Below are 22283 nucleotides of genomic sequence, written 5' to 3'. Positions count from 1 at the left end.
CCGTTGTGGCGTTTGCGGGGTCTGGCGTAGGGGGCGGCTACGCTGGGCGGCGATTACCACCCGCGCCCGTCGGTTATTGATGGGTGTCGGGCTTTGACAGGTAGTGCGACTGGGACTTTGAGGAGCGGTGCGATGCGCCCCGGTGGACAGCCGAACATGCAGCAGATCATGAAGCAGGCGCAGAAGATGCAGCAGCAGGTCGCTCAGGCGCAGGCCGAGCTGGCCGCCGCCGAGCTGACCGGCACCGCCGGGGGTGGGCTGGTCTCCGTGGTGATCACGGGGCTGGGGGAGTTCAAGTCGGTGAAGATCGACCCCAAGGCCGTCGACCCGGAGGACGTGGAGACGCTGGAGGACCTGATTCTCGCCGCCATCCACAACGCCGCCGAGGCGCAGCGGGAGCTCACCGAGGAAAAGATGGGCCCGGCCACCGGTGGCCTGAGCCTGCCGGGGTTCTGATCGCGTGTACGAAGGCGCCATCCAGGACCTGATCGACGAGCTGGGGCGGCTGCCGGGCGTCGGCCCGAAAAGCGCCCAGCGGATCGCTTTCCACGTCCTCTCCGCCGACCCGGCCGACGTCAACCGGCTCTCCACCGCCCTGCGCAAGGTGAAGGAGCTGGTGCGCTTCTGCACGACCTGCTTCAACGTGGCCGAGGCCGAGCAGTGCCGGGTCTGCCGGGACCCCCGCCGCACCAACGAGGTGCTCTGCGTCGTCGAGGAGCCGAAGGACGTCGTCGCGATCGAGCGGACCGGCGAGTTCCGCGGCCGCTATCACGTGCTCGGCGGGGCCATCAATCCCCTGGAGGGCATCGGACCGGACAATCTGCGCATCCGCGAGCTGCTTCTGCGGCTGGGCACCGGCGAGGTCAAGGAGTTGATTCTCGCCACAGACCCCAACACGGAGGGTGAAGCCACGGCGACCTATCTGGCGTTGATGGTCAAGCCGATGGGGATTGCCGTCACACGATTGGCAAGTGGTCTGCCGGTCGGCGGTGACCTGGAGTATGCGGATGAGATCACGCTCGGTCGTGCTTTCGAGGGCCGACGAGCAGTCTGAAGGCACATAACGTGTTCGTATGATCACGGCGCGATAGCGTTTTGGTCCGGATTGGCTCCTTGCAGGCCATCTACGCGGTAGTTTCCGATTGGTCGGCGCAGCAGGTCACGGTCACATCACGGCGGGGACACGGAACTATTCGTGTGCGGTCAGTGAACTTGACCTGAAGCACCGCATTAGGTGAGTGTTCCTATCCGATGGCGGCACACCCGCCGTCGAGTGCCTTCGTGGCCGGAGTCTGATCTGACCCACGGCGACGAGGGTCGGCACTCGAGGCATGCGATAACCGATCGGTTGCCGTTCGCTGCGTGGGCCATCGTCCTCCGGTCTCGCGGGTTCGTTCTTCGACGAACCCTGTGCGCCCGGGTGGCCGTGGACTCAACGCACGCGCGGCCGCCGGGGAAGGACCGGCGCTTAGATGTCGCTTGGCCCAGAGGCGTCGGTCACCGACGAAATGACCCCGCCCACCGCCGACGCGGCCGACCGCCCTGGCGAAAAGGCGATCGCCGGACGATCGCTCAAGCAGATCGCCTGGCGTCGCCTGAAGAAGGACAAGGTGGCGATCGCCGGTGCGTGCGTCGTCATCTTCCTGATCGTCGTCGCGATCCTCGCCCCGCTCCTGATCCGGTGGCTCGGTCATCCGATCGACGAATACCACCAGGAAAAGCTCGATCTCGAGACCGGCACCGGTCTGCCCAAGGGTGCCCTCGGCGGCATCAGCTGGGACTTCCTGCTCGGTGTCGAGCCGCAGAGCGGCCGCGACATCTTCAGCCGGATCGTCTTCGGCGCGCAGACCACGCTCACGGTCGCGTTCCTCTCGGCTTTCGTCTCCACGATCCTCGGCACCGTCTTCGGCCTGGCGGCCGGCTTCCTCGGTGGCTGGGTCGACTCCGTGATCAGCCGCATCATGGACTTCCTGCTGGCCTTCCCGCAGCTGCTCTTCGCGATCGCCCTTCTCTCCGTTCTGCCGGACGAGTTCGCCGGGCTCGGCACCCGATGGTCGAGGGTCGTCGTCCTCGTCGGCGTCATCGGCTTCTTCGGCTGGCCGTACATCGGCCGGATCGTCCGGGGTCAGACCCTGTCGTTGCGCGAGCGTGAGTTCGTCGAGGCGTCCCGCAGCATGGGCGCCCGATCGGGCCGCATCCTCTTCCGCGAGCTGCTGCCCAACCTGGCGGCTCCGATCCTCGTCTACACGACGCTGATCATCCCGACCAACATCCTGACCGAGGCCGCGTTGAGCTTCCTCGGCGTCGGCATCCCGCCGCCGAACCCGTCGTGGGGCGGCATGCTGTCGGACGCGGTGCAGTTCTACCAGGTCGACCCGATGTACATGATCGTTCCGGGTGCAGTCATCTTCATCACCGTGCTCGCCTTCAACCTGTTCGGTGACGGCCTGCGCGACGCACTCGACCCGAAGGCTCGCTGAGCTGCCGGGACGGAGAACCACCGCGGACCGGCCGGGTTCGCTTTCGAGAAGGTAGGAGATCAGGTGGCACGCAAGACAAGGGCGCTGGCGGCGTCAGGCGTCGCCCTCGCGCTCGGGCTGACCACCGCCGCGTGCGGTGGCGGCTCGGACAGCAATAACAGCAGCAACTCGAACGGCGCGGCCGAGTTCAACGCGGCCGTCACCAGCGTCGTCAACGCCAACACCAAAAAGGGCGGCACGCTCAACCTGTGGTCGTCGCAGGACGCTGACAGCTGGGACCCGGCGCGTGGCTACTACGCGTTCGTCTGGAACCTCAACCGCCTCTACACCCGCAAGCTGGTGGACTACGCCGCCAGCCCGGGCAAGGACGGCCTGAAGCTCCAGCCCGACCTGGCCGAGGCCGAGCCGACGATCAGCGCCGACAAGCTGACCTACACCTTCAAGCTGCGCAGCGGCCTGAAGTGGGACGACGGCGCCCCGATCACCTCGAAGGACGTCAAGTACGGCATCGAGCGCGTCTGGGCGACCGACGTGATCTCCGGCGGCCCGTACTACCTGCCGAACATCCTTGACCAGGGCCAGAACTACCCCGGCCCGTACAAGGACACCGACCCTAACAAGCTGGGTCTGAAGTCGGTCACCACGCCGGACGACTCCACGATCGTCTTCAAGCTGGCGAAGCCGTACTCGGACTTCCTCTACCTGCTGGCCATGCCGGGCTCCGGCCCCGTGCCGCAGAAGCGGGACACCGGCGCGCAGTACGGCACCAAGCCGGCCGCCTCCGGCCCGTACATGTTCAAGGAGATCCAGCCGGGCAAGAGCGTCTCCTGGGTCCGCAACCCCAACTGGGACCAGGCGACCGACCCGATCCGTAAAGCGCTGCCGGACGCGATCAACCTGACCATCACCACGAACGCCGACGACCTCGACAACCGCCTGCTCTCGGGCACCGCGGACCTCGACGTCGGCCAGACCGGTGTGCAGGCGGCCGCCCGTACCAAGCTGCTGACCGACGCGAACCTGAAGAAGAACGCGGACGCCCCGAACACCGGCTTCCTCCGCTTCGCCGACTTCACGCCGGTCGCGCCGATGAACAACATCGACTGCCGCAAAGCCGTCATCTACGCCGCCGACCCGACGTCGATCCAGACCGCTCGCGGTGGCGAGTTCGCCGGTGGCGACATCGGCACCAGCATCCTGCCGCCGAACATCGCCGGCTCGGACGCGAACTACGACCCGTACAACCGCAAGCAGGGCAAGCCGCAGGTCGACAAGGCCAAGGAGGCCCTCGCCGCGTGTGGCAAGCCGAACGGCTTCGACGTGACGATCGCCGCCCGTAACAACCGGGCCGCCGAGGTCAAGACCGCCGAGGCGCTCCAGGCCTCGCTCAAGGCGGTCGGCATCAACGCCAAGATCGACCAGTACGACGGTGCGCAGGACTCCTCGATCGGTGGCTCGCCCGAGATCGTGAAGAAGCGCGGTTACGGCATCATCATCACTGGTTGGGGCGCCGACTACCCGACGGGTGCCGGCTACATGCAGCCGCTGGCCGACAGCCGGTTCATCACGAAGAACGGTAACTTCAACCGTTCCGAGATCAAGGACCCGGCGATCGACAAGCTGTTCGACGACGCCGCTGCCGAGACCGACCCGGACAAGGCCGCCGCGATCTACAGCCAGATCAACCAGAAGATCATGGAGGGCGCGTACGTTCTGCCCTTCGTGGTCGACAAGGCGCTCAACTACCGCAACCCGCGGCTGACGAACGTCTACGTCCACGAGGCCTTCGGCATGGTCGACTTCCAGGCCCTCGGCACCAGCGACGGCAAGTGACGTCGCTCCACCCACGTAACAACGGGTAATTCGAAGGGTTGGTGAAGGCCGCCCGCGGCGGGCGGGCATCGGATTCCGCGAGGACTCCGGTGCCCGCCCGTCCCTCGGCCGAATGTCGTGCTGGCATACATCGTTCGTCGCGTGATCAACGCGATCATCACGCTGCTCGTGGTGACCGCGGTCACCTTCGGCATCTTCTTCGCGATTCCGAAGGCCACCGGTAGTGACCCGGCGCTGCTCTATATCGGTAAGCAGTCGGACCCGGCGGCGATCGAGGGCATCCGGCAGAAGATGGGGTTCGACGACCCCATCTATGTGCAGTACGGCAAGTTCCTCAAGGGCATCGTGGCCGGCCGTGACTACGCCAACGGCCCGGACGTCACCCACTGCCCGGCGCCCTGCCTCGGCTACTCCTTCGCGACCGAGCAGGAAGTCACCCCGCTGCTGCTGGAGGACATCCCGGTCACGCTGTCGCTGGCCCTCGGCGCGGCGGTCCTCTGGCTCATCATGGGCATCTCCTTCGGCGTGATCTCCGCGCTTCGAAGAGGCTCGTTCGTCGACCGTGCGGCGATGACCACCGCATTAGCGGGCGTCTCGCTACCGGTCTACTTCACCGGCCTGCTCTCCTCGGCGATCTTCGTGTATTGGCTGGGCTGGCTGCCACAGGGCCAGTACGTGCCGTTCCTGGAGAACCCCGCCGACTGGTTCGTCAATCTGATCCTGCCGTGGATCACGCTCGCGTTCCTCTTCGCGGCGACCTACGCGCGACTCACCCGGGCCAACATGCTCGAGACCCTGGGCGAGGACTACGTACGGACGGCTCGCGCGAAGGGTCTCACCGAACGCGTCGTGATCGGCAAGCACGCGTTGCGCTCGGGCCTGACCCCGATCGTCACCGTCTTCGGCCTCGACCTCGGCGCGCTGCTCGGCGGCGCCGTCCTGACCGAGACGGTCTTCAACCTGCGCGGCCTCGGCTACCAGGCGCTCACCGCGATCCGGCAGAACGACCTGCCGATCATCCTCGGAGTAACGTTGATCGCCGCGTTCTTCATCGTGTTCGCGAACCTGATCGTCGACCTGGTCTACGGCTGGATCGACCCCCGCGTCCGGCTGGCCTGAGGGAGAGTCACGTGTCCATCGGCGCCACCAACGCCCGCCCGTTCCTCGAGATCAAGGACCTCAACGTCCGGTTCGAGACCGACGACGGCATCGTCCAGGCCGTCACCGGCTCGACGTTCAGCCTCGAGAAGGGCAAGACCCTCGGCATCGTGGGCGAGTCCGGCTCCGGCAAGAGCGTGACCTCGCTGGCGGTCCTCGGCCTGCACCGCACCCGCAGCAACGCGAAGGTCTCCGGCGAGATCTGGCTCGACGACGAGGAGCTCGTCTCCGCCACTGACGAGCAGGTCCGCAAGCTGCGCGGCGGCAAGATGGCGATGATCTTCCAGGATCCGCTGAGCGCGATGCACCCGTACTTCACGGTCGGGTCGCAGATCGTCGAGGCGTACCGGGTGCACAACCCCGGCGTGAACAAGAAGGTCGCCCGCGAACGGGCCATCGACATGCTCGCCCGGGTCGGCATCCCGCAGCCGGAGCGGCGCTTCAACGACTACGCCCACCAGTTCTCCGGTGGTATGCGGCAGCGCGCGATGATCGCGATGGCGCTGGTCAACGACCCGGCGCTGCTGATCGCCGACGAGCCGACCACGGCGCTCGACGTGACGGTGCAGGCGCAGATCCTCGACCTGATCCGCGACCTCCAGGAGGAGTTCGGCTCCGCGGTCATCATGATCACCCACGATCTCGGTGTGGTGGCCGAGCTCGCCGACGACGTCCTGGTGATGTACGGCGGCAAGGTGATCGAGAAGGGGCCGGCGGTCGACGTCTTCCAGCAGCCGCAGCACCCGTACACCTGGGGTCTGCTCGGCTCGATGCCCCGCCTCGACCGTGAGGTGCGCGACCGGCTCAACCCGGTCAAGGGCTCGCCGCCCAGCCTGATCAACCTGCCGAACGGCTGCGCCTTCCACCCGCGCTGCCCGTACGCGGGACGCAACGGCGACCGGTCCTTCACCGAGGTGCCGGAGCTGCGCGGCGACATCCACAAGGTCGCCTGTCACCTGCCGGCGGAAGAGCGCACGAAGATCTTCCAGCAGGAAGTGCTACCCAATCTCTGAGCATGGAGTGAGTTGAGATGAGCGAGAACCTGCTCGAGGTGAAGGGGCTGGAGAAGCACTTCCCGATCACGAAGGGCCTGTTCAAGCGCCAGGTCGGCGCGGTGCGAGCGGTCGACGGCATCGACATCGAGGTCAAGGCCGGCGAGACGCTGGGCCTGGTGGGCGAGTCCGGCTGCGGCAAGTCGACCACGGGCCGGCTGTTCACCCGCATCCTGGAGCCGACCGGTGGCACGATCACCTTCGAGGGTGAGGACATCAGCCACAAGTCGGTCACCCAGCTGCGCCCGCTGCGCCGCGACGTACAGATGATCTTCCAGGACCCGTACTCGTCGCTGAACCCGCGGCACACGGTCGGCTCGATCATCTCGGCGCCGCTGCAGATCCAGAACATCCCGACCCCGCAGGGCCTCAAGAAGGCCGTGCAGGAGCTGCTGGAGCTCGTCGGCCTCAATCCGGAGCACTACAACCGGTACCCGCACGAGTTCTCCGGCGGTCAGCGCCAGCGCATCGGCATCGCCCGCGCGCTCGCCCTGCGGCCCAAGCTGATCATCGCGGACGAGCCGGTCTCGGCCCTCGACGTGTCGATCCAGGCGCAGGTCGTCAACCTGCTGGACGACCTCCAGCGGGAGTTCGACCTCACGTACGTCTTCATCGCCCACGACCTGTCCGTGGTGCGCCACATCTCGGACCGCGTCGCGGTGATGTACCTGGGCAAGGTCGTCGAGGTGGCCGAGCGGGACGACCTGTACCGCAACCCGCGCCACCCGTACACGGTGGCCCTGATGTCCGCGGTGCCGGTGCCCGACCCGGTCCGGCGCGACCGCGCGCAGCGCGACCGGGTGCTGCTGACCGGCGACGTGCCCAGCCCGATCAACCCGCCCTCCGGCTGCCGCTTCCGCACTCGCTGCTGGAAGGCGCAGGACATCTGCGCCACGGAGGAGCCGCCGCTGGTCACCCGCCTCGACGACCCGGCGAGCCACCTCACCGCGTGCCATTTCCCGGTGGTCGAGGACGAGGCGGTCGCGGGCCGTCGCCCGGCGGCGACCCCCGCCTGATCCGTACGCGAGAAGGGCCGCTCCCCCTCGGGGAAGCGGCCCTTTCGGCTTGCCGGTCAGTATTCGCAGCTGAGGACCGTGTCGCTCTTCTCGACGCTGCAGCTGTCGGTGCCGGCGGCGCCGTTGACGTAGTCCCGGCCGGGGCCACCGGTCAACCAGTCGTTGCCGGAGCCGCCGGCGATCGCGTCGTTGCCCGGGCCGCCGTCGAGGAAGTCGGGACGGGGCGTGCCCAGCAAGCGGTCGTTGCCGGAGCCCCCGTAGATCTCTTCCACGGACGTGCCGATGGTGTCGCGCTCGCCGGTCCGGCCGTCGTCGCCCCGGACCGCGTCGGCGTCGGCGGTGACCGCCCGGCTGCGTAGATCGTAGTGAACCGCGTCGATGCCGGCGCCGCCGATCAGCGAGTCGGCGTCGGAGCCGATCGGCTCGCCGTTCTGGTTGAGGTAGTCGTTGCCGGGCCCGCCGTCCTCGATGTCGTTGCCGTTGTCGCCGAGCAACTCGTCGTGGCCGTTGCCGCCCAGCAGCCGGTCGTTGCCGTCCCATCCCAGGATGACGTCGTTGCCGTCGCCACCGGAGAGAGCGTCGGCGCCGTGGTCGCCCCAGATCTCGTCCCCGCCGCCGAGGCCCCAGATCGCGTCGTTGCCGTCGTCGCCGCGGAAGACGTCACGCCGAGGGCCACCGGTGAGCCTGTCGTTGCCCGCCGCGCCGTACGCGAACAGGGACAGATCGGTCCGGTTGACCACCGAGTCGTTGTAGCGGCCCAGGTAGACCCGGACCGCGGTGGGATTCGTCTTCGTGGTGCACCGGACCTTCGTGCTGTCGCCGCTGACCGGCTTGCATCCCGATCCCGCCTTCACCGCGGTGGTGTCGTCCACGGTGATCGTGCGGCCGGACCGCGTGAAGACGACATTGTGGACGCGCGTCCAGGCCGAGGAGTACGAGACCACCTTGCCGTTGACGACGGTGACGACGCCGGCGGTGGCGGCCTCCGCGGGCAGGGAGGCGCCCCCTAAGGCCATCGCTCCCGCGGCCAGGACGCCGACAGAGGCCCTGATCACAAGCCTTTTCACGACGCCTCGCATCCCGCGACGGTGTCGCCGGCGCCGCGCTCGCACTGGTCGCTGCCGGCGCCGCCGTTGACGTTGTCGCGGCCGGCTTCGCCGTAGAGGAAGTCGTTGCCGGCGGCTCCGGTGATCACGTCGTTGCCCGCGTCGCCGTAGAGGTAGTCGGTGCGCGGGGTGCCGATCAGGCGGTCGTTGCCGTTGCCGCCCTGGATCATCTCGATCGAGGTGCCGATGGTGTCCCGCTCGCCCGCCCCGCCGTCGTCGCCGCGCACGGCGTCGGCGTCGGCGGTCACCGGCTTGCTGCGGACGGCGTACGTGAGCAGGTCGAGCCCGGCGCCGCCGATGATCGAGTCCGCGTCGGAGCTGCCGTTCAGGTCGCCGTTCTGCTCGAAGCGGTCGGCTCCGGGTCCGCCGTCCTCGATGTCGTTGCCGAAGCCCCCGTTCAGCAAGTCCTTGCCGTTGCCGCCCAGGAGCCGGTCGTTGTCCCAGCCGCCGTCGAGCTTGTCGTCGCCGTCGCCGCCGGAGAGCGCGTCGGCGCCCGAGTAGGCCTCGAGGTCGTCGTTGCCGCCCAGACCCCAGAGGGCGTCGTTGCCGATGTTGCCGTCGAGGATGTCGCGCTTCGGACCGCCGGTGATCCGGTCGTTGCCGTTGCCGGCGTCCACGTTCATCGAGAGGTCGCTGCGGTTGACGAGGATGTCGTTGCCGCCGCCGAGGACCAGGCGCAGCCACGTCGGGTTGACCGAGAGGGTGCACCGGACCTTGGTCTTGTCGCCGCCGACGGCCGAACAACCCTTGCCGGCCTTGACCGCCACGGAGTCGTCGACGGTCACGGTCCGTCCCGACCGGGTGATGCTGATGGTGTGCTTTGTGACGCCGGGGCTGGTCACGTAGGCCACGATGGACTTCTGCTCGACGGCGACCGTGCCGATCGTGGCCGCCTGGGCGGGCGCGGCCAGGGCGCCGACGGTGACGGTGGCGGCCGCGGTCAGGGCGATCCGGGCCGGCCAGGGGGAGTGGAGCATGTGCACCTCGGGGAGCTGGGGGAGAGAAAGAGGGCGGCCCTCGGCGGGCCGCCCTCGTCATGACGTCGGTGTCAGCCGATCAGGCTTTCCTTGGCGCGGATCGCGTCGGCGTCGAACGAGCCCCGGGAGCCCGCGGACTCGGCGGAGTAGTCGCTCCAGCTCTGCTCGCAGCTGATCAGGGTCTCGTCGGCGGTGCAGACGTCGATGCCCGCGGCGCCGTTGAGGGTGTCGCGGCCGGACTCGCCCGCGAGGAAGTCGTTGCCGGCGCTCGCGCCGATCACGTCGTTGCCGGGGCCGCCGAGCAGGATGTCCGCCCGGGCCGTGCCGACCAGCACGTCGTTGCCGGCGCCGCCGAGAACGGCCTCGACCGTGGTGCTGATGCTGTCCTTCTCGCCGGCCGAGCCGTCGTCGCCCTTGGCGCCGTCGGCGTCGGCGCGGATCGCCTTGGTGCGGTAGTCGATGCTGTAGTCGACCGCGTCGAGGCCGGCGCCGCCGGCGATCGTGTCGGCGTCGGTGCCGGGCGCGTACTGGAGGAGCTGGAGGAACGTGTCGTCGCCGCTGCCGCCGTCCTCGTAGTCGTTGCCGGCCTGGCCGCCGAGGATGTCGTCGCCGTTGGAGCCGAAGAGCCGGTCGGCGCCGGCCGCGCCGTCGAGGATGTCGTTGCCGTTGCCGCCGGAGAGGGCGTCGTTGCCGTTGCCGCCGACGACCGTGTCGTTGCCGTCCAGGGCCCAGATCGCGTCGTTGCCGTCGTTGCCCTGGAGGCTGTCGGCCTTGGGCCCGCCGTAGATCTTGTCGTTCCCGGCGCCCCCCGCGACCGTCGAGTTGAGGTCCGTCTTGTTGAGGAAGCTGTCGTTCTTGTCCAGCAGGCTGGCGATGACCCAGGTCGGCTTGACCTTCAGGGTGCAGCGGATCTTGGTCTTGTCGCCCTTGACCGCGCCGCAACCGGTACCGGCCTTGATCGCGGTGGTCGTGTCGTCGACGGTGATGGTGTTGCCGGAGCGCGTCACGACGACCTGGTTGATCCGGCCGGCCGCGGCGACGTACTGAACCCGGCTGCCGTTGACGACCTTGACCACGCCGGCCGCGGTCGCGGCGTCGGCCGGCATGGCGAGCCAGCCCACGCCCACGACGCCGATGGCGCCGACCGTGGCCACCGCGGCGCGCGCGGACTTCTTACCGATCTTCATTACTGCTTCCTTTCGCAGGACGCGGAGATGTCGGCCCTGTCGAGCTGACAGGTGTCACCGGTGGCCGTGGCGTTGGCGCCGCCGTCCACGCGGTCCTTGGTTCCGTCGGAGGCGTAGAGCGAGTCGTCGCCCGCGCCTCCGGAGATCAGGTCGGCGCCGAGGTCGCCGAAGAGGGTGTCGGCGCCGCCGTAGCCGAGAAGGGTGTCGTTGCCGTAGCCGCCGGACAGGAAGTCGTCGCGGCTCGTGCCGAGCAGCCGGTCGTTGCCGTTGCCGCCCCAGATGGCCTCGATGTCGGCGCCGATGGAGTCGCGCTCGCCCGGGTAGCCGTCGTCGCCGGTCGCCCCGTCGGCGTCGGCCACGATGCCGCGGCTGCGCATGAGGTAGAGCATCTCGTCGCGGCCGGGGCCGCCGATGAACCGGTCGGCGTCGGTGACCTTGGGGCTTTCCTCGACGATCTGCTCGAAGGCGTCGTCGCCGGCGCCGCCGTTCTCGACGTCGTTGCCGGCTTCGCCGGAGAGCCGGTCCAGGCCGTTGCCGCCGAAGAGCCGGTCGTTCTGCTCGCCGCCGTTGACGTTGTCGTTGCCGTCGCCGCCGGAAAGCGCATCGCTGCCGTGGTGACCGAGGATGGTGTCGCCGCCACCCAGGCCCCAGATGGCGTCGTTGCCGTCGTCACCGGCCAGGTAGTCGGCGCGGGGGCCGCCGGTGATCCGGTCGTTGCCGGCGCCGCCGCTGACGGCGAGGGCCAGGCCGGCCTTGTTGACCAGGGAGTCGTTGCCGTCGCGCAGGTAGACACGGATCAGGGTGGGCGCCTTCTTGGGGGTGCACCGGACCTTGGTCTTGTCGCCGGCGACCGCGGCGCAGCCCGCGCCCGCCTTGATGACGGTGGTGTCGTCGACGGTGATCGTGTTGCCCGAGCGGGACAGCACGACGTTGTTGGTCCGGCCGGGCACGGCCGGATACGTGATCACGGTCGACGACACGACGGTGACGACGCCGTTGGCCGCGGCCTGGGCCGGTGTGGCTACGGCGCCGGCGGCGCCGATGGCGAGCAGGGTCAGAGCGGCCCGGGAAGGCCAGCGGGAGATGCGGGGCAAGGGGACTCCTTGGAGCGTCCGCGATGCGAGGCTCCAGGAGCATAGGACGGTACGGGACCGTTCTGCTGCCCCGTACCGTCTATGAAGATCATCCTTCCGGACGGTTCAAGATGCCCGATACGACGATGTGGATCGCCTCGGCGTCCGCCGGGTCCTGGAGGGCCGCCTTGGCACCGGTCACCGTGTACCACTCCTCGGCGTCCTTGTACTGCACCCGGACGACGGCCTGGTTGCCGGTGACCTCGGTGCGCAGCGTCAGATCGCCGGTCACCACGCCGACCTCGTCGGTCATCACGCCGCCCGGGCCGGCCACGATGTCGGTGGTGGGTGCGGAACCAGTCATGAGCACTTCTCCAACATGTCGGTGAGCGCGGACTTCTCCTTGTCGGTCACGGTGAGCTTCCACTTGCTCTTGACCGCGATCCAGTCTTGCGCATATTCGCACCAACTGCTGGTTTCGGACGGTTTCCAGGTCGACGGGTCCTGGTCGCCCTTCGAGCGGTTCGAGGTCGCCGAGACGGCCACCAGCTGGGGGTCGTCGAGGTCGTTGGCGAAGTCGCCACGCTTGTCGGTGGTCCACTTCGAGGCGCCGGAGCGCCACGCGTTCGCCAGCGGCACCACATGGTCGATGTCGACCTTGGTGGGGGAGTTGAGGACCTTGCCGTCGTAGAGGCTCGTCCAGGTGCCGGCCACGACGTTGCAGCCGGACAGCTTGACGTTCTTGCCGTCGCGCTTGAGCACCGAGTCGCGCACGTCGCAGTTCGACCCGGTGTCGCGCCAGTGGGGGAACTTCTCGCGGCTGTAGCCGGCCATCGAGCCGGCCTTCGCGACGGTCAGCTTGGCGAGCTGCGCGCCCGCCTCCTTTGTGGACGTGGAGGTCGCGGTCGGAGCGGGTGAGACCGAGATGCCCTCACAGCCCGAGAGGGCGAGCAGGCCGGAGAGTCCGAGCAGGGCGGTGGCGAGGGTCAGTGGAATGCGAGGGGACACATGGCCCAGCGTAAAAGCGCGGCGCTCCCTCCGCTCGGCAAGATCAACCGATGGGAGGAAGCGCCGCGGGAAGGCTCAGCGTGCGCGGTTGATCGCGCTGTTCACGGCCTTGATCGACGCGCTGACGATGTTTTCGTCGATGCCGACGCCCCACAGCGTGCGGTCGCCGACCTCGACCTCGACGTACGCCGCGGCCTGAGCGTCGCCGCCGGAGGTCAGGGCGTGCTCCTGGTAGTCCAGGAAGCGGGCGTTGATGCCCAGCGGCTCGATGGCCTTGAGGAAGGCGTCGATCGGGCCGTTGCCGACGCCGACCAGCGGACGCCGCTGACCACGGTGGAAGACCTCGACGTCGATCTCGACCTTGCCGTCCACGCTGGACGTCCGGTATTCGACGATCTTGAACGCGGAGCCCAGCTGGTGCTCGACCAGGTACTCGCCGGCGAAGATGTCCCACATCTCCTGCGGGCTGACCTCGCCGCCCTCGGAGTCGGTGTGGTGCTGCACCACGCCGGAGAACTCGATCTGCAGCCGCCGCGGCAGGTCGAGCTTGTGCTCCTCCTTCATGATGTACGCCACGCCGCCCTTGCCGGACTGCGAGTTGACCCGGATGACCGCCTCGTAGCTGCGGCCCAGGTCCTTGGGGTCGATCGGCAGGTAGGGCACGCCCCAGGTGAACGCGTCGATGTCGACGCCCGCCTCGTCGGCGTCGGCCTGGAGGGCCGCGAAGCCCTTCTTGATCGCGTCCTGGTGGGAGCCGGAGAACGCGGTGTAGACCAGGTCGCCGACGTACGGGTGGCGCTCGTGCACGGGCAGCTGGTTGCAGTACTCGACGGCGCGCTTGATCTCGTCGATGTCGGAGAAGTTGATCATCGGGTCGATGCCCTGGGAGAACAGGTTGAGGCCCAGGGTGACCAGGTCGACGTTGCCGGTGCGCTCGCCGTTGCCGAACAGGCAGCCCTCGATGCGGTCGGCGCCGGCCAGCAGGCCCAGCTCGGCGGCCGCCACCCCGGTGCCGCGGTCGTTGTGCGGGTGGAGCGACAGCACCACCGACTCGCGCCGGGGCAGGTGGCGGTGCATCCACTCGATCGAGTCGGCGTAGACGTTGGGGGTGGCCATCTCGACGGTGGCCGGCAGGTTGATGATCAGCGGCCGGTCCGGCGTGGGGTCGATCACGTCGATGACGGCGGAGCAGACCTCCAGCGCGTACTCCAGCTCGGTGCCCGTGTAGGACTCCGGCGAGTACTCATAGAAGATCTCGGTGTCCGGGGTGTGGATCTCGGCGTACTTCTGGCAGAGCCGCGCGCCGGTGGTGGCGATGTCGGTGATGCCGTCCTTGTCCAGGCCGAAGACGACCCGGCGCTGGAGGGCCGACGTCGAGTTGTAGAAGTGCACGATCGCGCGCTTGGCGCCGCGGATCGACTCGAACGTGCGGTCGATCAGGTGCTCACGGCACTGCACCAGGACCTGGATCGTGACGTCGTCGGGGATCAGGTCCTGCTCGATGAGCTGGCGGACGAAGTCGTAGTCGGTCTGGCTGGCGGCCGGGAAGCCGACCTCGATCTCCTTGTAGCCCATCTGCACCAGCAGCATGAACATGCGCCGCTTGCGCTCGGGGGACATCGGGTCGATCAGCGCCTGGTTGCCGTCGCGCAGGTCGACCGCGCACCAGCGCGGGGCGGCCTCGACGTGGCGGGCGGGCCACTGCCGGTCGGGCAGGTCGACGGCGAACTGCTTGTGGTAGGGCACGTAGCGCTCGAACGGCATGGTGCTGGGACGCTGGGCCGCGAAGGGCTGGGTCGTCTGCGAAGACTGGGACATGTGGAACTGCTCCTAAGAGGGAGAGACGAGGAAGGCGGCGCGCGTCAACTCCGCGACGAGGTGCCGGCCTGGGATGGGGCCTCGTCGCGGCAGCGAAGAAGAAGGAACGCCTGCCACATGTCGGTAGGGACGTTACGCGCTCGGCAACCGTGTGGCCAGCGAGACGCCCGGATCGTGGGAAGTCACGAGGAGGGTGCGAGGGACGGCTGCACCACCGGCGGCGGGGCGTCCAGGCTCATCGGCGGCCCGGCGACAACGGCGCCCGGCAGCTGCACGGTCGCCGGCCCGGTCGACTGGCTGACCTCCTTGAGCACGCCGAAGCTGACCCGGGCGGCGGTCAGCACGCCGTCGGCGGAGTAGCAGTAGATGCCGATGTCGACCGGTGCGGCCAGCGAGGCGGCGGTCGAGTCGACCGAGAAGCAGTCGCCCTTCGCGCCGGTCAGCGGCTGCACCGCGGTCACCGCGATCGCCGCCTGCCGGTCGGTGAAGACGCTCAGCCACTGGCGGAAGAGGCGCTGCACCTGCAGGTCGTACTCCTTGGGCACGCGCTTGCCGGCGTCGGCGAGCTTGACGCAGGTCGGCGTGATCGGGTTGGTCGCGGAGGAGATGCTGCACTGGTAGACGCCGGTCGCGACGGAGACGAGCGACACGTCGGCCGTGCCGCCCAGCGCCCCGCCGCCGACGTCGACCTTCCACGTGCCGTCGGCGCCGACCGTGGCGACCACGTTGCGCGTCTTGCCGCCGCCCTCGTCCAGCGTGTAGAGCGCCGCGTACGCCTTGTCCATGGCCAGCGCGGCCCGGGCGGCGAGGTCGGCGCGGGCGTCCGGCGTGCCGGTGGCCTCGACCGCCGCCGAGGCGGTCGGCGTGGGAGCGCTGGTGCCGCCCGCGGCATCGCCACACGCGCCGGCGGCTCCGGAGAGGAGGACGGCGGCGGACAAGAGGATCAAGCGAGGGCGCACCGAGACATTCTCGCCTCCCGAGGCGGTATCGCTCGTTCGCGCGTCGGCGTGTCGTGCGCGCCGCCTCGCCCGCCGCGCCGGAATCTGGGATCGCATGTCGGCCTGCGCGGGCCTCACGGCTACTGTGGTGGCGATTGAGGGTTGTTCAGGGCCTACCTTGAGTCGCACCTGCCGCACGTCGGCGGGACGGTCTCCACCGCCCTGAACAATTCTCATTGTCCTGACCGGCGCCGCCGGTACGTACAGCGAAGGAATCGATCGCCGTGGCACTGGTGGTGCAGAAGTACGGGGGCTCGTCCGTCGCGACCGCCGAGCGGATCAAGCGGGTCGCCGAGCGGATCGTCGCCGCCCGCAAGGCCGGTGACGACGTCGTGGTCGTGGTGTCCGCGATGGGCGACACCACCGACGAGCTGATGGACCTGGCCAACCAGGTGAGCCCGCTGCCGCCGGGCCGCGAGCTCGACATGCTGCTCACCTCGGGCGAGCGCATCTCGATGGCGCTGCTCGCGATGGCCATCCACAACCTGGGCTACGAGGCCCGGTCGTACACGGGCTCGCAGGCCGGCGTGCTGACCACCTCGACGCACGGCAAGGCGCGCATCATCGACGTGACGCCGGGCCGCCTGCGCACCGCGCTCGACGAGGGCGCGATCGCGATCGTGGCCGGCTTCCAGGGCGTCTCCCAGGACACCAAGGACATCACCACGCTCGGCCGCGGCGGCTCGGACACGACAGCTGTGGCGCTCGCCGCCGCCCTGCACGCCGACGTGTGTGAGATCTACACCGACGTGGACGGCGTCTTCACCGCCGACCCGCGCATCGTCCCCGACGCGCAGCACATCAAGCAGATCACGTACGAGGAGATGCTCGAGCTCGCCGCCGGTGGGGCGAAGGTGCTGATGTTGCGATGCGTGGAGTACGCACGGCGCTTCAAGGTGCCCATCCACGTACGCTCTTCCTATTCCAGCAAGCCCGGCACCATGGTCACCGGATCGATGGAGGACCCTTCCGTGGAACAAGCGCTCATCACCGGGGTCGCGCACGACCGGAGTGAAGCCAAGATCACGATCGTGGGGGTGCCGGACGAGCCCGGCGCGGCCGGCCGCATCTTCGAGACCGTGGCCCAGGCCGAGATCAACATCGACATGATCGTGCAGAACGTGTCGACCGAGGGCACCGGGCGCACCGACATCTCGTTCACGCTGCCCAAGGCCGACGGCCCCACCGCGATGACCGCGCTCGACAAGATCAAGGACCAGATCAAGTTCAAGAGCCTGCTCTTCGACGACCACGTCGGCAAGGTCTCGCTGATCGGCGCCGGCATGCGCTCGCACCCGGGCGTCGCGGCCTCCTTCTTCGCCTGCATCGGCGAGGCCGGCGTCAACATCGAGATGATCTCCACCTCGGAGATCCGGGTCTCCGTGGTCTGCCGTGACAGCGACCTCGACACCGCGGTCCGCGCCGTGCACGACCAGTTCGAGCTGGGCGGCGGCGAGCAGGCGGTGGTCTACGCGGGCACCGGCCGGTAAGAGCGCCTGCCATGGCGCAGCCCACGCTCGCCGTCGTCGGAGCCACCGGCTCCGTCGGTACGGTCATGCTCGAGCTGCTCTCGTCCCGGCGCAACGTCTGGGGCGAGATCCGGCTGATCGCCTCCTCGCGCTCGGCCGGCAAGCGGCTGAGCTGTCGCGGTGAGCAGCTCACCGTCGCCGAGCTCACGCCCGAGGCGTTCGACGGGGTCGACGTCGCGATGTTCGACGTGCCCGACGACGTGTCGCGCGAGTGGGCGCCGATCGTGGCGGCCCGCGGCGTGACAGTGGTCGACAACTCGGCGGCGTTCCGCATGGAGCCCGACGTCCCGCTCGTGGTGCCCGAGGTCAACGCCCACGCGCTGCGCCACCGCCCGCGCAACATCGTCGCGAACGCCAACTGCACGGTGATGGCGATGATCATGGCGGTCGCCCCGCTGCACCGCGAGTACGGCCTGCGCGAGCTCGTGCTCGCCTCCTACCAGGCGGCCTCCGGCGCCGGCCAGCTCGGCGTCGACACGCTGCACGACCAGCTGAGCAAGGTCGCGGGCGACCGGCTCCTCGGCTCCCGGCCGGGCAACGTGCGCCAGGCCGTCGGCGACGACCTCGGCCCGTTCTCGGCCCCGCTGGCGCTCAACGTGGTGCCGTGGTCCGGCGCGTTCGAGGAGCTCGGCTGGTCCTCCGAGGAGCTGAAGCTCCGCAACGAGTCCCGCAAGATCCTGGAGTTGCCGGCGCTCAAGGTCTCCGCCACCTGCGTACGGGTGCCGGTGGTCACCGGCCACTCGATCGCGGTGCACGCCGTCTTCGGCTCCGAGGTCAACGCCGAGGGCGCCCGTCAGGCGCTGCGCAACGCGCCCGGGGTGATCCTCGTCGACGACCCCGAGGCCGGCGAGTTCCCGATGCCGATCGACGCCGTCGGCACCGACCCCTCGTGGGTGGGGCGCATCCGCCGGGCCATGGACGACCCGCGGGCGCTCGACCTCTTCGTCACCGGCGACAACATGCGCAAGGGCGCGGCGCTCAACACGGTGCAGATCGCCGAGATGCTGGCCGCCGAGCTGTCGAAATAGGCCCGGCGGCCCCTCGTACGGACGATCAGGCAGCGGCCTCGAGGTCGGCGCGGGTCAGCAGCGCGCGCAGGGTGATGCCCTCGGCCGACAGCGCCTCGGCGCCGCCCTCCTGCCGGTCGATCACGCAGAGCGCGTGGTCGACGTGCGCGCCCAGCTTGCGCAGGTCGTTCGTCGAGATGACGACCTGGCCGCCCGAGGTCACCACGTCCTCGACCACCAGCACCCGGCGGCCCGCCACCTCGGCGCCCTCGGCCAGCCGCGCGGTGCCGTACTGCTTGGCCTGCTTGCGGACGAAGGCCGTGGGCAGGTTGGCGTGCCGGGCCACGGCGGTCACCACGGCGATGCCGCCCATCTCGAGCCCGGCCAGCACCTCGGTGCCCTCGGGGATCAGCACGGCCATCTGCTCGGCCAGCTTGTCGAGCAGCACCGGGTCCGCCTCGAACTGGTACTTGTCGAAGTACTCGTTCGCGATGCGGCCGGAGCGCAGGACGAACTCGCCGGTCAGCCGGCTCACGGCGCGGACCTGCCGCGCAAGGTCAGAGTCACTCACAAGCGCCTAGCCTGTCAGGCCGCCCGGGGACGGACGACAGCACCCCACAAGCAACCACTCAGCAACCGACAAATCGTGCCGATCAGAGGATCATGCAGATCAACCCGCACCGCTGGTTCGGCGTGGGCCAGAGTGTTGCCCCCGACTCCGCCAAGGCGGGCGCCGAGGCCTCGCGGGCGGCGATCGGCGGGCGTACGCCCAAGGCGGTCTTCGTCTTCGCCTCGGTGAGCCATGATCTGCCCGCGTTGCTGGGCGCGGTGCGGGCCGAGGCCGGGCCGGACGCCGAGATCGTCGGCTGCACCACCATGGGCGAGCTGGGCAGCGCCGGCGTCACCGACGGCGGCCTGGCGGTGGCGGCCCTCGGCGGTGACGGCTTCACCGTGCGTGTGCGGGTAGCGCCGATCAATAGGTCGGATCCGCGGGCGGCCGGCGCCGCGGCGGCCGAGGCCATGCACGGCCTGCACGACGAGCACCAGGTGCTGATCCTGCTCTGCGAGGGGTTGTCCGGGCGGCCGCACGAGATCGTCCGCGGCGCGTACTCGCATCTGGGCGCGACGGTTCCGCTGGTCGGCGGCTTCTCCGCGGATGACCGGCGGTTCAAGCAGACCTTCCAGTTCTACGGCGACGAGGTGCTCAGCGGCGTGGTGATCGGGCTCGCGCTCGGCTCCGACGGCCCGATCGGCGTCGGCGTCGCGCACGGCTGGCGGCGCACCGAGCCGCCGATGGTGGTCACCAAGAGTCACGGCCCTCATATCTACCAGCTCGACGGCGAGCCGGCGCTCGACGTGCTGCTGCGCCGCAACAACTTCGACGGCTCGGCCGAGGAGTTCTTCGACCGGGGACGGCAGCTCCAGCCGCTCGGGCTCTCCCGGCGCAGCGGCGAGGACATCCGGGTGATCCACGCGGGGGACGACGAGGAACGGTCCGTCTGGGGCACCGCCGACGTCCCGCAGGGCGCGCTCGTCTGGCTCATGGAGGGCGACCGTCAGGCGCTGCTCGACGGCACCGCCTGGTCGTGCGGCGAGGCGGTGGCGCGGCTCGACGGCCTGCCCCCGCTCGGCGTGCTCGCCTTCGACTGCGGCGGCCGGCGCGCGGGCCTGATCGAGGGCGGGCTCGACGAGGAGATGCGGGCCATGCACGCGGCCCTGGGCGACGCCCCGTTCGCGGGCCTCTACACGCTCGGGGAGATCGCGCGGGTGCGCGGGGCGCTCGGCATGCACCACCTGACCCTCGTCACCCTCGCCCTGGCGTAAGCCATGCTGGCCTGGTCGACCCATCAGCTCACCGAGTACTTCACGGCGGTCAACGCGGCCGAGGACGAGACGTGCGCGATGGCGAACGCCGTCGAGCGGGCGGCCGAGATGGTGGACGCCGAGGTGGGCGCGGTCGTGCGCGAAGGTGCCGTGCACGGGGCGTACGGCTTCGGGCCGGCCGTGCCGGAAGCGGAGGTCCTGGAGGTCGCCGCGGGCCGGCCGATGCTGGTCGTGCCGAACGTCGGCGAGCTGTACGCGGTGGCGAACCCGCTCGGCGACCAGGCCGGCGAGGCGCTGGTCGTGGCCCGGCTCGCCGAGCCGTTCGAGCCCGAGGAGCGGCAGATGCTCCAGGGCATGGGCCAGGTGCTCGGGCTCGCGCTGCGCAGCATCCGGATGCTGGCCGCCGAACGCCACCTGCGGGCCGAGAAGGAACGGCAGGCGACGTCCGCGCAGACCCGGCAACGGCTGGTCGAGACGCTCCTGACGATCCAGCGGGCGATCTCGGCGCGGCGCCCGCTGCCGGAGATCCTGGACGCGGTGACCGGCGGCGCCTCCGACCTGCTCGAAGGCGCCACGGTGACGCTGATGCTGGCCGAGGGTGGCCCGGAACGCCGTCTGACGATCGCGTCGACGTCGGGCGGGGGTGTGTCGCCGCCGGAGAGCCTGGCGCGGACCGCGATGTCGGGCGGGGCGGTCCTCGTACGCCGGGATCCGCGTGGGTTGATGATGGCCGCACCGGTGCGGGTCACCGGCGAGATGGCCGGCAGCCTGGTGGCGCTGCTCGCGGGGGTGACCGAGGAGGACACCGAACGCCGCGACCAGCTGGCCGCGTTCGCCCAGCAGGTGAGCCTGGCGCTGACCGACGCGCGCACGGTGGAGGCGGTCCGCGAGGCGCACCACGACCCGGTCACCGGCCTGCCCAACCGGGCGCTCTTCCTGGCCATCCTCAACCGGCTGCTGGCCTCGCGGCAGACGGCCGAGGACCCGACCAGCGTGCTCTTCGTCGACCTCGACCGGTTCAAGGCGGTCAACGACAGCCTCGGCCACGAGGCCGGCGATCAGCTGCTCGCGCTGGTGTCCCGGCGGCTGCGCGGATGCGTACGGGCGAGCGACACGATCGCCCGGCTCGGCGGCGACGAGTTCGCGGCGCTGCTGCACGACTCGACTGTGGAGTCGGCGACGCTGATCGGCGAGCGGATCGTGGCGGCCGTCAAGGAGCCGTTCCGGGTCGCCGGCCGCGAGGTCTTCATCGGCGCGAGCGTCGGGGTGGCCGTCTCGCGCGAGCCGTCGCTGAAGCCGGAGGAGCTGCTGCACAACGCGGACGTGGCCATGTACCGGGCCAAGAAGGACGGACCGGGCCGGGTGCTGGCCTATCAGCCGTACATGCACACCGAGGCGCTCGATCACCTCAGCCTGCGCGGCGACCTCCAGCGGGCGCTGCGCGACGGCGAGTTCCGGGTGCAGTACCAGCCGCTGATCCGGCTCGCGGACGGCAAGCCGATCGGTGCGGAGGCGTTGATCCGCTGGTACAGCCCGGCGCGCGGGTTCGTGTCGCCGGTCGACTTCATCCCGATCGCCGAGGAGTTCGGGCTGATCGTCGACATCGGGCAGTGGGTGCTCGAGACCAGCGCGGTGCAGGTGGCGCGGTGGCGGCGCGACTTCCCGGATCTGGGTCTCAACGTCAACGTGTCGGGTCATCAGCTGGTGCACCCGCGGTTCACGGACAATGTCCTGCGGGCGCTGGCGATCGCCGGGCTGCCGTCGAGCGCGGTGACGCTCGAGCTGACCGAGTCCGTGCTGATGAGCGAGCCGGACCTGGGCAAGGCGGCGCTGCACCAGCTGCGCGGGCTCGGCGTACAGCTCTCGATCGACGACTTCGGCACCGGCTACTCGTCGCTGGCGTACCTGCGGGAGCTGCCGGTGGACGAGCTGAAGATCGACCGGGCGTTCATCGCGCGCGCCGAGCTGACCGGGGAGGACCTGGCGCTGGTACGCACGATCGTGGAGCTGGCGCAGATCCTCGGGCTGCGGGTGGTGGCCGAGGGCATCGAGAACGCCGCGCAACTGACCGCGCTCAGGCGGCTGGGCTGCGGTTATGGCCAGGGCTACCACCTGTGCCGGCCGGCCGACGCCGCCGAGGTGCCGGCCAAGCTGTCACGCGCATCGATCGCCGTGCGGGGTTGATCTTCACCCGTTGGCGTACTTGATCACCGCTCT

General features: G+C 69.6%; 19 protein-coding genes and 1 pseudogene. 11 read left to right on the top strand and 9 right to left on the bottom strand.

Annotated elements, in window-relative coordinates:
* The first annotated feature begins 156 nt into the window (after positions 1–156).
* From Ade02nite_RS19595 to Ade02nite_RS19565, 7 genes are all read left to right on the top strand, one after another.
* Entirely contained in the window at positions 157–456 is a 300-nt protein-coding gene (locus tag Ade02nite_RS19595; RefSeq protein ID WP_239168885.1) for a YbaB/EbfC family nucleoid-associated protein, read from the top strand.
* 4 nt (positions 457–460) lie between these two features.
* Positions 461–1054, top strand: coding sequence for a recombination mediator RecR (recR, locus tag Ade02nite_RS19590; RefSeq protein WP_203765382.1), 594 nt, complete (start codon positions 461–463; stop codon positions 1052–1054).
* A 418-nt stretch (positions 1055–1472) separates the two neighbouring features.
* The gene (locus Ade02nite_RS19585) at positions 1473–2480 is read left to right on the top strand and encodes an ABC transporter permease (RefSeq protein ID WP_203765380.1); all 1008 of its coding nucleotides are present in this window, start codon (positions 1473–1475) and stop codon (positions 2478–2480) included.
* 63 nt (positions 2481–2543) lie between these two features.
* Entirely contained in the window at positions 2544–4313 is a 1770-nt protein-coding gene (locus Ade02nite_RS19580; protein WP_203765375.1) for an ABC transporter substrate-binding protein, read from the top strand.
* 117 nt (positions 4314–4430) lie between these two features.
* Positions 4431–5432 (top strand): ABC transporter permease, encoded by a 1002-nt coding sequence (locus Ade02nite_RS19575; RefSeq protein WP_203765373.1) that lies wholly within the window; start codon positions 4431–4433, stop codon positions 5430–5432.
* A gap of 11 nt (positions 5433–5443) precedes the next feature.
* Entirely contained in the window at positions 5444–6484 is a 1041-nt protein-coding gene (locus Ade02nite_RS19570; RefSeq protein WP_203765371.1) for an ABC transporter ATP-binding protein, read from the top strand.
* 17 nt (positions 6485–6501) lie between these two features.
* Entirely contained in the window at positions 6502–7539 is a 1038-nt protein-coding gene (locus Ade02nite_RS19565; protein WP_203765370.1) for an ABC transporter ATP-binding protein, read from the top strand.
* A gap of 56 nt (positions 7540–7595) precedes the next feature.
* On the opposite strand, the gene Ade02nite_RS50295 is transcribed toward Ade02nite_RS19565, so the two are convergent.
* The 8 genes and pseudogenes from Ade02nite_RS50295 to Ade02nite_RS19525 form a co-directional block, all read right to left on the bottom strand.
* Positions 7596–8618: a calcium-binding protein gene (locus Ade02nite_RS50295; RefSeq protein WP_203765369.1), complete on the bottom strand. Its 1023-nt coding sequence runs from the start codon at positions 8616–8618 to the stop codon at positions 7596–7598.
* Positions 8603–9622 carry a calcium-binding protein gene (locus Ade02nite_RS19555; RefSeq protein ID WP_203765368.1) on the bottom strand — a complete coding sequence of 340 codons (1020 nt, stop codon included), beginning with the start codon at positions 9620–9622 and terminating at the stop codon, positions 8603–8605. The genes Ade02nite_RS50295 and Ade02nite_RS19555 overlap by 16 nt, the downstream gene beginning before the upstream one ends.
* Positions 9623–9693: 71 nt before the next feature.
* On the bottom strand, positions 9694–10809 hold the full coding sequence (locus Ade02nite_RS19550) for a calcium-binding protein (RefSeq protein ID WP_203765367.1): 1116 nt from the start codon (positions 10807–10809) through the stop codon (positions 9694–9696).
* A complete protein-coding gene (locus tag Ade02nite_RS19545; protein ID WP_203765365.1) occupies positions 10809–11903 on the bottom strand; it encodes a calcium-binding protein in 1095 nt (364 codons plus the stop codon). The genes Ade02nite_RS19550 and Ade02nite_RS19545 overlap by 1 nt, the downstream gene beginning before the upstream one ends.
* Positions 11904–11991: 88 nt before the next feature.
* A pseudogene (locus tag Ade02nite_RS19540) lies at positions 11992–12234 on the bottom strand (hypothetical protein); the annotation flags it as partial.
* 8 nt (positions 12235–12242) lie between these two features.
* Positions 12243–12890 carry an HNH endonuclease family protein gene (locus tag Ade02nite_RS19535; RefSeq protein ID WP_379036039.1) on the bottom strand — a complete coding sequence of 216 codons (648 nt, stop codon included), beginning with the start codon at positions 12888–12890 and terminating at the stop codon, positions 12243–12245.
* Between the two features lie 75 nt (positions 12891–12965).
* Positions 12966–14708, bottom strand: a complete 1743-nt coding sequence (leuA, locus tag Ade02nite_RS19530) for a 2-isopropylmalate synthase (protein ID WP_203765363.1) — start codon at positions 14706–14708, stop codon at positions 12966–12968.
* 182 nt (positions 14709–14890) lie between these two features.
* Positions 14891–15667: a hypothetical protein gene (locus Ade02nite_RS19525; protein WP_203765362.1), complete on the bottom strand. Its 777-nt coding sequence runs from the start codon at positions 15665–15667 to the stop codon at positions 14891–14893.
* A gap of 263 nt (positions 15668–15930) precedes the next feature.
* On the opposite strand from Ade02nite_RS19525, the gene Ade02nite_RS19520 reads away from it, so the two are divergent.
* Positions 15931–17196, top strand: a complete 1266-nt coding sequence (locus Ade02nite_RS19520; RefSeq protein ID WP_203765360.1) for an aspartate kinase — start codon at positions 15931–15933, stop codon at positions 17194–17196.
* Between the two features lie 11 nt (positions 17197–17207).
* Entirely contained in the window at positions 17208–18263 is a 1056-nt protein-coding gene (locus tag Ade02nite_RS19515; protein WP_203765358.1) for an aspartate-semialdehyde dehydrogenase, read from the top strand.
* A 25-nt stretch (positions 18264–18288) separates the two neighbouring features.
* On the opposite strand, the gene pyrE is transcribed toward Ade02nite_RS19515, so the two are convergent.
* Complete coding sequence (pyrE, locus tag Ade02nite_RS19510) at positions 18289–18813, bottom strand: orotate phosphoribosyltransferase (RefSeq protein WP_203765352.1); 525 nt, start codon at positions 18811–18813, stop codon at positions 18289–18291.
* A 92-nt stretch (positions 18814–18905) separates the two neighbouring features.
* On the opposite strand from pyrE, the gene Ade02nite_RS19505 reads away from it, so the two are divergent.
* Positions 18906–20066, top strand: coding sequence for an FIST signal transduction protein (locus tag Ade02nite_RS19505; protein WP_203765351.1), 1161 nt, complete (start codon positions 18906–18908; stop codon positions 20064–20066).
* Positions 20067–20069: 3 nt separating this feature from the next.
* Entirely contained in the window at positions 20070–22250 is a 2181-nt protein-coding gene (locus tag Ade02nite_RS19500) for a putative bifunctional diguanylate cyclase/phosphodiesterase (RefSeq protein ID WP_203765348.1), read from the top strand.
* Positions 22251–22283 lie beyond the last annotated feature (33 nt).

Origin of the sequence: Paractinoplanes deccanensis, from assembly GCF_016862115.1 — a bacterium.
In the GTDB taxonomy this organism is placed as follows: domain Bacteria; phylum Actinomycetota; class Actinomycetes; order Mycobacteriales; family Micromonosporaceae; genus Actinoplanes; species Actinoplanes deccanensis.
The sequence above is the reverse complement of the archived record's forward strand: the minus strand, read 5'-3'. Positions and strand labels throughout refer to the sequence as shown.

What these genes read in the sequence shown, in the direction of transcription:
- Ade02nite_RS19515 (WP_203765358.1), top strand. Translation starts at nt 17,208, where the DNA reads ATGGCGCAGCCCACGCTCGCCGTCGTCGGAGCCACCGGCTCCGTCGGT.
- leuA (WP_203765363.1), bottom strand. Translation starts at nt 14,708, where the DNA reads ATGTCCCAGTCTTCGCAGACGACCCAGCCCTTCGCGGCCCAGCGTCCC.
- Ade02nite_RS19565 (WP_203765370.1), top strand. Translation starts at nt 6,502, where the DNA reads ATGAGCGAGAACCTGCTCGAGGTGAAGGGGCTGGAGAAGCACTTCCCG.
- Ade02nite_RS19500 (WP_203765348.1), top strand. Translation starts at nt 20,070, where the DNA reads ATGCTGGCCTGGTCGACCCATCAGCTCACCGAGTACTTCACGGCGGTC.
- Ade02nite_RS19595 (WP_239168885.1), top strand. Translation starts at nt 157, where the DNA reads ATGCAGCAGATCATGAAGCAGGCGCAGAAGATGCAGCAGCAGGTCGCT.
- Ade02nite_RS19550 (WP_203765367.1), bottom strand. Translation starts at nt 10,809, where the DNA reads ATGAAGATCGGTAAGAAGTCCGCGCGCGCCGCGGTGGCCACGGTCGGC.
- Ade02nite_RS50295 (WP_203765369.1), bottom strand. Translation starts at nt 8,618, where the DNA reads ATGCGAGGCGTCGTGAAAAGGCTTGTGATCAGGGCCTCTGTCGGCGTC.
- Ade02nite_RS19585 (WP_203765380.1), top strand. Translation starts at nt 1,473, where the DNA reads ATGTCGCTTGGCCCAGAGGCGTCGGTCACCGACGAAATGACCCCGCCC.
- Ade02nite_RS19555 (WP_203765368.1), bottom strand. Translation starts at nt 9,622, where the DNA reads ATGCTCCACTCCCCCTGGCCGGCCCGGATCGCCCTGACCGCGGCCGCC.
- Ade02nite_RS19505 (WP_203765351.1), top strand. Translation starts at nt 18,906, where the DNA reads ATGCAGATCAACCCGCACCGCTGGTTCGGCGTGGGCCAGAGTGTTGCC.